This is a genomic window from Ensifer sp. 4252 (assembly GCF_050434565.1).
Classification (GTDB): Bacteria; Pseudomonadota; Alphaproteobacteria; order Rhizobiales; family Rhizobiaceae; genus Ensifer.
Genome location: NZ_JBNDIU010000003.1, coordinates 1 through 12041, shown reverse-complemented (window position 1 = coordinate 12041; position 12041 = coordinate 1). Strand labels below are relative to the sequence as shown.

Annotated in this window: 10 protein-coding genes; 5 read left to right on the top strand and 5 right to left on the bottom strand. The window is 61.7% G+C overall.

The window, feature by feature from the left end; genetic code table 11:
- Window positions 1–19 precede the first annotated feature (19 nt).
- On the top strand, window positions 20–1786 hold the full coding sequence (locus tag ABIE33_RS09120) for a GNAT family N-acetyltransferase (RefSeq protein ID WP_429124081.1): 1767 nt from the start codon (window positions 20–22) through the stop codon (window positions 1784–1786).
- A 28-nt stretch (window positions 1787–1814) separates the two neighbouring features.
- On the opposite strand, the gene ABIE33_RS09115 is transcribed toward ABIE33_RS09120, so the two are convergent.
- Complete coding sequence (locus ABIE33_RS09115; RefSeq protein WP_429124080.1) at window positions 1815–2108, bottom strand: DUF2218 domain-containing protein; 294 nt, start codon at window positions 2106–2108, stop codon at window positions 1815–1817.
- 94 nt (window positions 2109–2202) lie between these two features.
- Window positions 2203–3126, bottom strand: a complete 924-nt coding sequence (locus ABIE33_RS09110) for a siderophore ABC transporter substrate-binding protein (protein WP_429124079.1) — start codon at window positions 3124–3126, stop codon at window positions 2203–2205.
- Between the two features lie 542 nt (window positions 3127–3668).
- On the opposite strand from ABIE33_RS09110, the gene ABIE33_RS09105 reads away from it, so the two are divergent.
- The 3 genes from ABIE33_RS09105 to ABIE33_RS09095 are packed head-to-tail and all read left to right on the top strand — an operon-like array spanning window position 3669 to window position 6332.
- Window positions 3669–4619, top strand: coding sequence for an ABC transporter permease (locus ABIE33_RS09105; protein WP_429124077.1), 951 nt, complete (start codon window positions 3669–3671; stop codon window positions 4617–4619).
- Window positions 4609–5577: an iron chelate uptake ABC transporter family permease subunit gene (locus ABIE33_RS09100; protein ID WP_429124076.1), complete on the top strand. Its 969-nt coding sequence runs from the start codon at window positions 4609–4611 to the stop codon at window positions 5575–5577. Before ABIE33_RS09105 ends, ABIE33_RS09100 begins: the two co-directional genes overlap by 11 nt.
- Complete coding sequence (locus ABIE33_RS09095; protein WP_429124074.1) at window positions 5574–6332, top strand: ABC transporter ATP-binding protein; 759 nt, start codon at window positions 5574–5576, stop codon at window positions 6330–6332. Before ABIE33_RS09100 ends, ABIE33_RS09095 begins: the two co-directional genes overlap by 4 nt.
- 10 nt (window positions 6333–6342) lie before the next feature.
- Here ABIE33_RS09095 and ABIE33_RS09090 read toward each other — a convergent pair whose 3' ends face one another.
- Together ABIE33_RS09090 and ABIE33_RS09085 are read right to left on the bottom strand one after the other, a co-directional pair.
- The gene (locus ABIE33_RS09090; RefSeq protein ID WP_429124073.1) at window positions 6343–9441 is read right to left on the bottom strand and encodes an efflux RND transporter permease subunit; all 3099 of its coding nucleotides are present in this window, start codon (window positions 9439–9441) and stop codon (window positions 6343–6345) included.
- On the bottom strand, window positions 9438–10559 hold the full coding sequence (locus ABIE33_RS09085; protein WP_429124071.1) for an efflux RND transporter periplasmic adaptor subunit: 1122 nt from the start codon (window positions 10557–10559) through the stop codon (window positions 9438–9440). The genes ABIE33_RS09090 and ABIE33_RS09085 overlap by 4 nt, the downstream gene beginning before the upstream one ends.
- A 325-nt stretch (window positions 10560–10884) precedes the next feature.
- Between ABIE33_RS09085 and ABIE33_RS09080 the strand changes: the two genes are divergently transcribed.
- Window positions 10885–11484 carry a TetR/AcrR family transcriptional regulator gene (locus ABIE33_RS09080; protein ID WP_429124069.1) on the top strand — a complete coding sequence of 200 codons (600 nt, stop codon included), beginning with the start codon at window positions 10885–10887 and terminating at the stop codon, window positions 11482–11484.
- A gap of 199 nt (window positions 11485–11683) precedes the next feature.
- Here the strand turns inward: ABIE33_RS09080 and ABIE33_RS09075 are convergent, their stop codons facing one another.
- On the bottom strand, window positions 11684–11965 hold the full coding sequence (locus ABIE33_RS09075; protein ID WP_429124703.1) for a nitroreductase family protein: 282 nt from the start codon (window positions 11963–11965) through the stop codon (window positions 11684–11686).
- Window positions 11966–12041 lie beyond the last annotated feature (76 nt).

The window sequence follows — 12041 nt, the reverse complement described above, 5'->3', positions numbered from 1 at the left end:
AGTTGCGTATGAGGGCGTTATGAAAATAGATATTATTGATACTTCAGAAGATTTTGAAAAAATTCGCGGCGATTGGGATAGGGTCTATCTCGAAGACCCAGAAGCTCATCTCTTTCTTTCCTGGGAGTGGCTGCAGAAATATCTGTCGCACCGCCACCGCTGGTTCATTCTCGCCCTCAAGCAGGAAGGCGATGGGCAGTATTGCGCCTTCCTGCCATTGAAAGTGTCGACCTACCAGGACGACACGACCAAGCTTTTCTGCGACGAGATCCGCATGGCAGGCAATTACGGCGCCGACTACACCGGCTTCCTGTGCCGGCCCGGCCTGGAGGATGAGGCGGCCGACGCCTTTTCTGCCCATATCGGCAAGGAGAACTGGACAACCCTTACCTTCGACTATTTCTACACGGCCTCGTCCCGGCTCGACCGCCTGCTTGGCGCCTTTCCCGAAGACCAGTTCGTCCAGACCAGCAACGAGCGCAGCAACCCAGACAATATCGACAATACGATCTGCCCCTATGTGAACCTGCCGGAAAGCTGGGAGGATTATCTCAGCACGCATATGAGCGCGCAGACGCGACAGAAGCTGCGTCGCTTCATGCGGATGGTCGAAGCATCACCCGACTACCGAATTACCCATGCGACGAGTGAGACGATCGAAAGGGACCTCGACACCCTGTTCCGGCTGTGGCGCATCAAATGGGCAGAGCGCAAGGGCCACAAGGTCGATCGACTGATCACGTTCACGCGTGAGATGCTGCTCGATGCCTTTAACGAGGGCGCGCTCGATGTTCCCGTTCTGTGGTATCAGGACCGGCCGCTCGGCGTGCTTGCCAATCTGCTCGACCGGCAGAAGAAGACCATCCTGTTCTATATCACCGGCCGCGACGAGACGTGGACGACCCCTTCCCCGGGGCTTCTGCTGCACGGCTTTGCCATTCGCGATGCGATCGCCGGGGGATATCGGATCTACGATTTCCTGCGCGGCAACGAAGGCTACAAATATTCCTTCGGGGTCGAAGAGCGCCGCATTCGCAGCATGCTTGTCAGGACGCGATCAGGCCGCAATCTGCGCAACTGCCTCAACCCGCGCAGCATCGAACATGTCTACGAACGCGCCGTGGAACTGCACAGCCAGGGGCGACTGGACAAGGCGGAACCCGGCTACCGGCAGGTCATCCACACCGTGCCGACACACACCCGAGCCCGCTATGGCCTCGCCCAGCTTTTCGACGACAAGGGCGAGCACGACGAGGCCGAATATCTTTACAGAAGCCTGCTTGCAACGATGCCGCGGGCCGGCAAGATCCAGCATCGACTCGGCGACAGCCAGATGGCGCAGGGGCACTACGCTGAAGCGGCCGAGACCTTTGAGGCCTTGCTTGCTCGCCATCCGCTCTTAAGCCTCGTGCGCTACAAGCTCGGCGTCGCCCTCTGCGCGATCGGCCGAGGCGAAGAGGCCCTCGGCATCTTCAGCAGCTTCGAGGATATCCATTCCGACGATCCGGATCACACGCGCTGCAAGCTGAAGGCGCAAGAGGCCGTCATTCGGCTCAAGGCGGCCATGCAAACCGCACAGGACGAGGTTCCCGAACCGGAGCAAACTCCGATATCGATTGCGCCGCCGCCGAGGGTCCTGGTGTCGCCCAAACGAACGCTTGATGCATCCGTGCGCCTGCCGACCGCGCCACCGCTGCTTCAGCCATCCCTGCCATCCGGCATATCGGCGCATCTGCAGGCACGACCGAACAAACGTGGCGACACCGGTTCAAGGATCAAGCATTGAATACATCGATCGGAAGGAGGCCGACCGCTCACTCGGCGGTTTCGGCCCAGTCGAGCGCCTTCAGTTCCTCGCGAAATGCGAAGCGGATGATATGACGCTCGATGACGTCCTTGCATTCCGCCAGCGCCTCGGCATCCGGCGATTCCGCGACGAAAGACAGATGATCTCCGCGGGCAGTCATGCGTGCGGTGCTCGCCCCAATCACTGCAACCGAATCCGTTTCGGTGTATTCGACCGTCGTTTTATGCGCGAAATGCTTGGACAGCTGCTGCAGGTATTGCGACGCGCGCTCTGTGGTAAAACCGCTCGTGGCTTTCAACATGTTCTTCTCCACACTGCATGGGATCGATTGGCAGGTAAGGGGCAAGACAAAAGGCGGCATGATCGCTCCTGCCGCCCCTTGTCCGAAGTTCAACTTACTTCTTGCTCAGCGCTTCAGTGAGCTGATCGACGATATCCTGTTCGGACTTCAGGCCGGAACTCGTCAGATAGAGCTTGGCGGAATCGAGATAGACGACCCGCTCGTTCTTCCAGGCCTTGGTCTGGCGCACCAGCTCGTTGTCGAGCAGGGCTGCTGCCGGCTGGCCTTCCTGGCCGATCGCCGCGTCGCGGTCGACGACAAAGATCCAGTCCGGATTGGTCTCGAGGATATATTCGTAGGAAACGGCCTGGCCATGCGTTGCGACCTGCAGCTTCGGGTCGGCCGGTTCTACACCGAAGATGTCGTGGATTTCGCCGAAGCGCGAACCCTTGCCATAGGCGCTGATCTTGCCGCCGGTCGTCAGCAGCACGAGGCCGGTGCCGGCACCCTTGACAACACCCTGCAGCTTTTCGATCGAGGCGTCGAGCTTCTCCGAAGCTGCCTTGATCTCCGCTTCCTTGCCGAAGATGAGGCCGAGAATGGCGGCATTCTTCTTGACGCTGCCAATCAGATCCTTGTCATCGGAGGTCAGGTCGATGGTCGGAGCGAGCTTGGCAAGTTCGGCATACTTCGACTGCGAACGGCCACCGACGATGATCAAATCGGGCTCGGCCGCATTGACCGCCTCGTAGTCCGGCTCGAACAACGTGCCGATCTTCGGATAGGTGTCGGACCTGTATTTTTCGAGGGAGGGCGGGATCGCAGAACCGGGAACGCCGGCCACGGCAACGCCGAGCATATCCAGGGTCTCGAGCATGCCGAAGTCATAAACCAGCACGGTCTTCGGATTCTTTTCGACATCCGTCGTGCCGCTGCTGTGCTCGATCTTCAACGTTTCAGCGCTTGCGGCCGGCGCCAGTGCCAGGATCGCAGCCACGGCGGCACTACGAAGAGCATTAGAAAATAGCGATACATTCATGACTTATTTCCTCATGTTTTCCGTCGTCTAGCGCGATTTTCCAAAGAGGGCAACAAGACCGTTCAAAGTCTTGCAACACGGACAGAATGGGGCGGTCTGTGGTCTGCGCACGAGCCGCAGAGATACTCCCTTCCTGCCGTCAACCGGTTCGGACCAACTGCCACCTTCGCATGACGAAACTTGACTAGAGATGTCATATATATGATTGAAGCTCAGCTCCAGTTCGGTACCTGACCGGCGACGCTTTCGCCTTGCCGAAGTGCACGAACGGAAGATGCGCCAATTGCTCGGAGGCGGCGGAAGAATGAACGGCAGCCAGTCGGCCAGGAAGAGCCATTTTCAACCCGACATTGATCGTAGGCCAAGCGCCGGTACGATGTCGACCCATGCGGAACCGACGGCTTGCAGTCCACTTTCGCACCGCGAACGATTGGGGGAGCCCACCACGACCGTCGACTACGCCAATCCCTCCAATTTTATGGCAGCCTTCAAAAAGGCGTATGGGGTTTCGCCGAACCCCGGGCATGGGTAAAGACCGATCGATGAAACCACTTCTGATTGCCGTTCCCGTCATCTTGTTGCTTGCCGTCATCAGCGTCATGACCGGCGTCGGCATCCTCGCCTCCGGGCTTGAGGGCGATGGACGCGGCTGGCTGCTGCTCATCGAAAGCCGGGTGCCACGCACCCTGGCGCTGATGCTGGCCGGAACCGGTCTCGCCGTCGCCGGCACCATCATGCAGATGCTGGCGCGCAACCGCTTCGTCGAACCATCGACCGCTGGCACCGCCGAATCGGCCGCCCTCGGCATGCTGCTGACGATGATCTTTGCGCCCACTCTGCCGGTTGCCGCCAAGATGGCCGTCGCCGCCCTCACCGCCCTTGCCGGCACGGCGCTGTTTCTCAAAATCCTGCGTCAGATCCCGCTGCGCTCAGTGCTGATGGTGCCGCTGGTCGGCATCATGCTCGGTGGCGTCATCAGCGCCGTCACCACCTTCGTCGCCTATCGCTATGACATGATGCAGTCGATGGGGGCGTGGATGTCAGGCGATTTCTCCGGCGTGCTGCGCGGCCGCTACGAACTTTTGTGGATCGCCTTTGCCCTGACGCTGGTCGCCTATGTCACCGCAGCCCGCTTCACCGTCATCGGCATGGGCGAGGAGATCGCCCGCAATGTCGGCCTCGACTACAACAGGGTGGTGACGCTCGGCCTTTGCATCGTTTCGATGGTGACGGCCACCGTCGTTGCCACCGTCGGCATGGTACCGTTCCTCGGACTGATCGTGCCGAATGTCATCAGCCTCGTGGTCGGCGACAACCTCAGACGCACCCTCCCGCTGATCGCCGCCACCGGCGCCGGGCTGGTGCTGGCCTGCGACATCGTCGGCCGGATGATCATCGCCCCCTACGAGATCCCGGTTGGAACCGTCATGGGCGTCATCGGCAGTGTCGTCTTCCTCTATCTGCTGCTTTCGAGGCGCGCCCATGCAGGCTGACATCAAAAGGGTCTCGCCCGCAGGCATGTTGCTGGTAACAACGGTGCTCGCGCTCCTGTCGATGCTGGCCTTCATGACGCTCGGCGCCAAAGGAAGCTGGGCGTTCATCCTCTCCTTCCGCGGCACCAAGCTCGCGGGCATGGTGCTCGTCGCCTATGCCATCGCCGTCTCGACCATCCTGTTCCAGACGATCTCCGGCAACCGCATCCTGACGCCGTCGATCATCGGCTTCGATGCGATGTATGCGCTGCTGCAGACGGTCATGATATTCTTCCTCGGTGCCGCCGGCGCCACGGCTGTCGACCCGCGACTGCAGTTCGTCATCGAGACGGCGGCAATGGTCGGCTTTTCCGTGCTCCTGTTCCGGGCGCTGTTTTCCGGAGGCACCCGCAGCCTGCATCTCCTGATGCTGGTCGGCATCATCCTCGGCGGACTGTTCCGCAGCCTTTCGTCCTTCCTGCAGCGGATCCTTGATCCCAACGAGTTCGTGGTGCTGCAGGACCGGCTGTTTGCCAGCTTCAACACCGTCAACGCCGACCTTCTCGGCATCTCCACAATCGCCGTCGCCGCGGTGACCTTCGTTCTCTGGAGGCTGTTTCCGACCTTCGACGTACTTTCGCTCGGCCGCGAAAGCGCCATCGGGCTCGGTGTCGACCATCAGCGTACCGTCACCATCCTGCTGGTGCTCATCGCCGTCCTCGTCTCGGTCTCCACCGCCCTGGTCGGCCCGGTGACGTTCTTCGGCCTTCTGGTCGCAAGCCTTGCCTGGCAGATCACCCCGACGGCCAGCCATCGTTTCGTCCTGCCGATCGCCGTGTGCCTTGCCATCGGCACCCTTGTCGGCGGCCAGGTGATCCTGGAGCGGCTGTTCGCCTTCAACACCGCGCTCAGCATCGTCATCGAATTCGTCGGCGGCCTTGTGTTTATCTTCCTGCTTGTCCGAGGCTCCGCCCGATGATCGAAATCCGCGACGTCACCAAATCCTACGGCAACAACGCGGTCGTCGACCGGGTCTCGATGACGCTGCCGGCCGGCGGCCTCACCTCGATCATCGGCCCGAACGGCGCCGGCAAATCGACGCTGCTGTCGATCGTCAGCCGGCTGATGCCGATGGATGGAGGGCAGGTTCTGGTCGACGGGCTCGATGTCAGCAGGACCGCCGGCGACGTGCTTGCGCGGCGCCTGTCGATCATGCGCCAGGACAACCACATCACCGCGCGCCTCAGCGTGCGCGATCTCGTCGCCTTCGGGCGCTACCCCTATTCGAAAGGTCGCCTGACGGCGGTCGACGTCGAGCATATCGAGCGCTCGATTGCCTATGTCGGTCTGCAACCCCTGGAGCATCGGTTCCTCGACGAGCTATCGGGCGGCCAACGCCAGCGCGCCTTCATCGCCATGGTGCTCTGCCAGGATACCGACTACATGCTGTTCGACGAGCCGCTCAACAACCTCGACATGAAACATGCGGTCGAGACGATGAAGCTGCTCCGGCGGCTGGCCGACGATTTCGCCAAGACGGTCGTCGTCGTGCTGCACGACATCAACTTCGCCTCCGCCTATTCCGACCGCATCGTCGCCATGCGCGAGGGCAGGCTCGCCTTCGAGGGCGCGCCGAAGGACATGATCGAGCCGTCGCGCCTGCAGGCGATCTTCGACGTCGACTGCCGCGTTCACGCCGTCGGCGAAACGCGGCTCGTCAACTATTTCGAGTAGGCCGACCCGCTCACTGCGAAGAACCCGATACGAGCGGCCTGCCGTTGCGGGCCGCATCGGCGATCTTGTCCTCGTCGGTCACCGATGACAGACGCTTTAGCCAGCGCCCGAGGCGCACGCTGATATCATCCATCACCGTGAACATCACCGGCACGAAGACGAGGCTGAGCATCGTCGAGGTGATCAGTCCGCCGATCACGGCGATCGCCATCGGTGCGCGGAAGGCCGCGTCCGCACCGACACCGATTGCTGCCGGAACCATGCCGGCGACCATCGCGATCGTCGTCATGATGATCGGGCGCGCGCGGGTGGTGCCCGCCGTCAGCAAGGCCGTTCGCCGGTCCGCCCCCTCGTTCCGGCAGACGATCGCATGATCGACCAGCAGGATCGAGTTCTTGCAGACGATGCCCATCAGCATCAGGATGCCGATAGTCGAGGAGAGATCGAGTGCTGCGCCAAAAAGAATGAGCGCCAGCGCAGCGCCGCCGATCGACAACGGCAGGGCAATCAGGATGGTGATCGGCTGCAGGAAGTCCTTGAACAGCAGGACGAGCACCGCTGCGACCATCAGGATGCCGGCAAGCAGAGCGAGCGCGAAATTGCGGAACATTTCCGACATGTATTCGGCTTCGCCGTAATTCGCCTGCGAAACCCCCACCGGCATCTTGATCATGGCAGGCAGAGCAGAGACCGCTTCGAATGCGGTGCCGAGCGTAATCCCATTCAGATTGGCCTCGACCGCCATCAGGCGTTTGCGGTTGAGGCGCTCGACACTGCCCTCCTCCGCGCCGAAGGAAATGTCAGCCACGGATGTGAGCGGCACCAGCTTTCCGGAGTTGGTACCGACGCGCAGGTTTCGCAAAGTGTCGAAATCCGCCCGTGCGGTTTCGTCGAGCATCACCCGGATCGGCACCTGCCGGTTGCCGAGATTGAACCGCGCCGAATTGCTTTCGCTGTCCCCCATGGTGGCAATGCGCGCCACCGTCCCGATCGACGTTACCGAGACGCCGAGACGGGCAGCCTCGTCGAGGCGAGGCTTCACGAGCAGCTCCGGTGACAGCAAGGGTTCAGTCGACTGGACGTTGACGAGACCCGGCATCGCCCGCATCTCCTTTTCGAGCTGGCGCACGGCCTGGGTCAGCGCCTGCGGGTCGTCGCTGGTCAGATAGATCGACAGATCCTTGGCACCCTGCTCGGACGCAAAGGTCGCCTGAATGTCCGGCGTCTCCGCGAGCAATGGACGCAGGGACAGTTCGAACGACTTGCGGTCGAGCCCGCGCTCCTTGCGTGGCCGAAGCTTGATGAGCAGGCTCACCTCATTGAGCTGGTCGGCGGTCGCAAGCACGCTATCGACCTCCGGCCGCTCTTTGATCTTGCGCGTCAGCTCGTCCGAGACACGGGCCGTTTCCTCGAGCCGCGTGCCCGGCGGCAGGGTGACTTTCAATGTCGAGAGATTGCTGTCACTCGTGGGTATGAAACCGGTCGGCAACATCGTCAGAAGCGCGATCGAGCCGACAAAGATCAGGGCAACGATGGAGAGCGCCGTCTTGCGGTGATCGAGTGTCCAGCCCAGCAATCGAACGTAGACGTCGCCGATGCGTGAACGCTTGACTTCATGTCCGTGCCCCATCCTCGGGCGAAGCAGATAGGCCGCCATCAACGGCGTCAGCAGGCGGGCAACCGCCAGCGAGAACAGCACGGCGATGGCGACAGTCAGACCGAACTGCTTGAAATATTGCCCGACCGCGCCACCGATGAAGCTGACGGGCGCAAACACCGCCACGATCGTCAGCGTCGTCGCAACGATCGCAAGGCCGATCGCGTCGGCGGCATCGATCGCGGCAAGGAAAGGTCGTTTGCCCATGTCCACGTGCCGCTCGATGTTTTCGATCTCGACGATCGCATCGTCGACCAGAATGCCGATGACAAGCGTCAGTGCCAGCAGACTGATACTGTTCAAGGTGAAGCCGAGCAGATCCATGACCATGAAGGTCGGCAGGATCGATAGCGGCATGGCCAGTGCCGAGATCAACGTTGCCCGCCAATTGCGCAGGAACGCAAAGACGACCACGACGGTCAGCGCCGCTCCCTCCAACAGGGCCGTCACTGCCGCGTCGTAGCTCTCCTTGGTGTATTCGACCAGCGAGATCAATTCCTTGATCTCGATACCGGGCGTGCGCGCCTGGATTTCCGCAAGCCGTGCCGCAACGCGATCGGCAACCACCGTGTCGCTCGCGCCTTTGCTGCGCGACACCGAGAAGCTGACGACGGGTTCGCCGTCGAGCCGGGCAAAATTGCGCGGCTCGGATGAGGTGTCCTCGATCGTCGCCACATCGGAGAGCTGGACCCAGCGGCCGCCTGAGATCGGGACCGACAGCCGCGAAAGCTCTTCGACCGAGGTGGCACTGCCGATCGTGCGGATCGACTGCTCGCGGCCGCCGATCTCGCCTCGTCCGCTCGGCACATTGGTATTGAGTTCGCGCATCGCTGTGTTGACCTGGTCGGCGGTGACGCCGAGCGCCAGGAGACGCTCCGGATCGAGCGAAACGCGAACTTCGCGGTTGACGCCACCCAGGCGCTGAACCTTCTGGACGCCCTGAAGCGTCAGAAGCTCGCTGTTCAAGGTGTCGTCCACGAACCACGACAGCTCCACAGCGGACATGTTCGGCGCACGCACGGTGTAATAGACGATGGCGCTGCCATCGACGTCGACGCGCGACACCACCGGTTCCTGGATCGACTGCGGCAGATCGGACCGGATCTGGGCGACCGCTTCGCGCACGTCGTTGGCGGCACGATCAGGGTCGGTGCCGATCTTGAACTCGACCGTGGTCGTCGAAGCGCCGTTGGCGACCGTCGAGCGAATGTGATTGACGGCGACCAGCCCGGCGGCCACCCCCTCCACCCGACGTGTCACCTGCGTTTCCATCTCCGCCGGCTGGGCGCTTGGCTGCGTGATGGTCACGGTCACGACCGGAAACGAAACGCTCGGGTTGGCGTTGACGGGCAGGCGCAGGAACGATGCGATGCCGACAAGCGTCAGAACGACGAACAGGACGAGCGTCGGAACGGGCTTTCGGATTGCCCAGGCGGATATGTTGCTGGTCATTTCAGTGCGCCTGTCCGAGCGGGTTCAATGTCCCTGGTGGCGACGGCCTCGCCCTCGCGCAGAGAAACGCCGGCCTTTGCAACGACGCGTTCGCCGGCATCGAGGCCCGACACGATCTCCACCTTGCCGCTCTGGCGCATCCCGGCCTGGACCGTCTTGCGCTTGACCTTCCCGCCCTCGACGATGAACACCGAGGGCATTCCGTCCGGTGTGCCGTAAAGCAGCGCCGAATCGTCGACCATGATGGCCGTACGTTCCGCAACGACGATCTCGGCGCGGCCGAACGTTCCGGCATAGGGTGGTTTGTCGGTCATGAGCGCAATCTTGGCCGTGCCAAGCCGTGTCTCACTATCAATCTTCGGATTGATCACCCTGATATGGCCTCCGATCACGTCCGTGCGTCCGGAAAGCTTGATCTTCACCTTCTGACCGACGGCCAGCAGGGGAAGCTCGCTCTCCGGTATTTCGGCAGCAAGCTCGATCTCGCCGTCGCGGATCAGGCGCATCAGCGGCTCCGATCCGGCCAGAGCGCCGGCGCGGGCAAGGCGCTCGGAAACGATACCGGCGGAAGGCGCGACGATCACCGCGCGTTCGAGCTTGCGGCGCGCCTCGGCGTAGAGCGCCTGGGCCTGGGCGTCGTCGGCGCGCGCGACCTTCACCGCCTCCCGGGCAATCGCCACGGCCGAGACCCGTTCTTCGAGGAACGTTTCTGCCTTCAGATGCCGCAGCTGGCGGGCGCGATCGAGCTTCTTTTCCTCCTGCCGGACAGTCTCTTCCTGCTGAGCAACCGCCGCCCCGGCGCGGGCCACGCGACCCTCCGCCTCACGCAGAAGGTTCTCCAGCATCTCTGTTTCGAGCCGCGCAAGAACCTGGCCCACAACCACCCGATCGCCGATCTCGACCTCGACCTTGGCAATCCGCTGCTCGGTCAACGTCGTGCCGACGGCAATCTCTTCGCGAGCGACGAAGATACCGGCAAAGGACCGCATCCATTTCTGCGGCTGCCTGTCCGTAACAAGCGTCGAGACGGTGCGGGTTGAAGCTGCGGCATCGGCGTTCACTGATGCCGCAGCTTCGTTGGCAAGCAACTCGCCGGTCGTTCCAACAAGCATGAACATGGCGATCATTGCTGCGCTCAGAACTGGGGGACGTCTCATCCTGGTTGGCTTTCGCTGACGGAAACGGACGTCGGCTACTCCTCGCAAGGATCGCACCGCGTCGACAATTCCTGATTAGGCGTTCAGAAGAAAATTATTTATTCGATTAGTCAATCTAATAACTTCATCAACTGAACGCGTCAATAATAAGGCGATCGCATACAATCATTGCGGGAACATGGCGCTCCTGGCCGACCAGGCCGTTTCTATTGACTCTGCTAGGCTCGCATCGCATATGAGATCGATCAGTCTATTAAAGAATAGTGGACCATTGCGGAGAGCCACGATGCGCAAGATCGACCCGGAGAAACATGCTGCACGGCGGCAAGTCATCCTCGATGCAGCCATCGTCTGTTTTGCCCGCAAGGGGTTTCACGGCACATCGACCGCGGAAATCTGCGCCGAGGCAGGCATGAGCCCGGGCAATCTCTTCCATTATTTTCCGACCAAACACGCCATCATCGCCGCGATCGTGGAGGTCGAACGTCAAGAAACGGCGGAGTTTTTCCGTGAACTCCATGAAGCGCCGGATCTTTTTGCCGCGCTGTTGGGTTTCATGGACGTTGTCCTGCGGCTGGCGGCCGATCCGGTCTTTTCTAGCCTGGCGCTCGAGATCGCCGCCGAGGCGACGCGCGACGAACGCATTGGCGAACTGGTGGCGGCGAATGACGCTGAGCTGCGCAGCGCCCTTTCCGCTGTGATCAAAGCCGCACACGAACGAGGACAGATCGATGCCGTCATCGATCCCGAAGGCGGCGCACGCTGGATTGCAGCCATCATCGACGGCATCTTCGGGCGCATAGCCGTCGATCCAGGCTTCAATCCCCTCGAAGAGGCGCCGATGCTGCACCTGCTATTGACGCGTTTTCTCCGTCCAGGACGCTGAGCGCTTCAACATTAAAAGATCGAACTGATGTCGACTGCCCGCACATCGCCGCAGACGCCTGCAAGGCAGGGTAACACGCCGGCTCATGCGATCGGCGCCATCATGCCGGATCTACGCCAGGTTACGGCGTCTGATGCAGCGGCTCACATCGGCCGAACCGATGCCCCCTTCCAGGACGGCGCCGGTTCGAGCCAATGCATTAGGCAAGGCCAAGCGCGTCCGCCACGGCACGGCGGGGTTTTGGCGGCCAGTTGCCAGCCTCGCCATGGCCGACGGCCAGCAGCATCACCGGGATTTCCTGTGGCCCGAGAGCAAACTCGCGCGCGACACCGTCCGGATCGAAACCGCCCATCGGGCAGGAGGCAAGACCGAAGGCTTGCGCCGCATACATCAGCGTCGCACCGGCAAAAGTTGCGGGTTTTTCTGGAGTTTGTTTCAGGCGCGCTTGGCGGTTAGCTGCGTTTGCTTTGTTTTGCCTCAGAACGCCAAAAAGCCCGCTGACATTTCTGTCTAGCGGGCTTTTGCTTTGGTTGCGGTGGCAGGATTTGTGGTTTTCT

Bases quoted from the DNA above. Each gene is read 5' to 3' on its own strand.
- ABIE33_RS09120 (WP_429124081.1), top strand. From the start codon at position 20: ATGAAAATAGATATTATTGATACTTCAGAAGATTTTGAAAAAATTCGC.
- ABIE33_RS09115 (WP_429124080.1), bottom strand. From the start codon at position 2,108: ATGTTGAAAGCCACGAGCGGTTTTACCACAGAGCGCGCGTCGCAATAC.
- ABIE33_RS09110 (WP_429124079.1), bottom strand. From the start codon at position 3,126: ATGAATGTATCGCTATTTTCTAATGCTCTTCGTAGTGCCGCCGTGGCT.
- ABIE33_RS09105 (WP_429124077.1), top strand. From the start codon at position 3,669: ATGAAACCACTTCTGATTGCCGTTCCCGTCATCTTGTTGCTTGCCGTC.
- ABIE33_RS09100 (WP_429124076.1), top strand. From the start codon at position 4,609: ATGCAGGCTGACATCAAAAGGGTCTCGCCCGCAGGCATGTTGCTGGTA.
- ABIE33_RS09095 (WP_429124074.1), top strand. From the start codon at position 5,574: ATGATCGAAATCCGCGACGTCACCAAATCCTACGGCAACAACGCGGTC.
- ABIE33_RS09090 (WP_429124073.1), bottom strand. From the start codon at position 9,441: ATGACCAGCAACATATCCGCCTGGGCAATCCGAAAGCCCGTTCCGACG.
- ABIE33_RS09085 (WP_429124071.1), bottom strand. From the start codon at position 10,559: ATGTTCATGCTTGTTGGAACGACCGGCGAGTTGCTTGCCAACGAAGCT.
- ABIE33_RS09080 (WP_429124069.1), top strand. From the start codon at position 10,885: ATGCGCAAGATCGACCCGGAGAAACATGCTGCACGGCGGCAAGTCATC.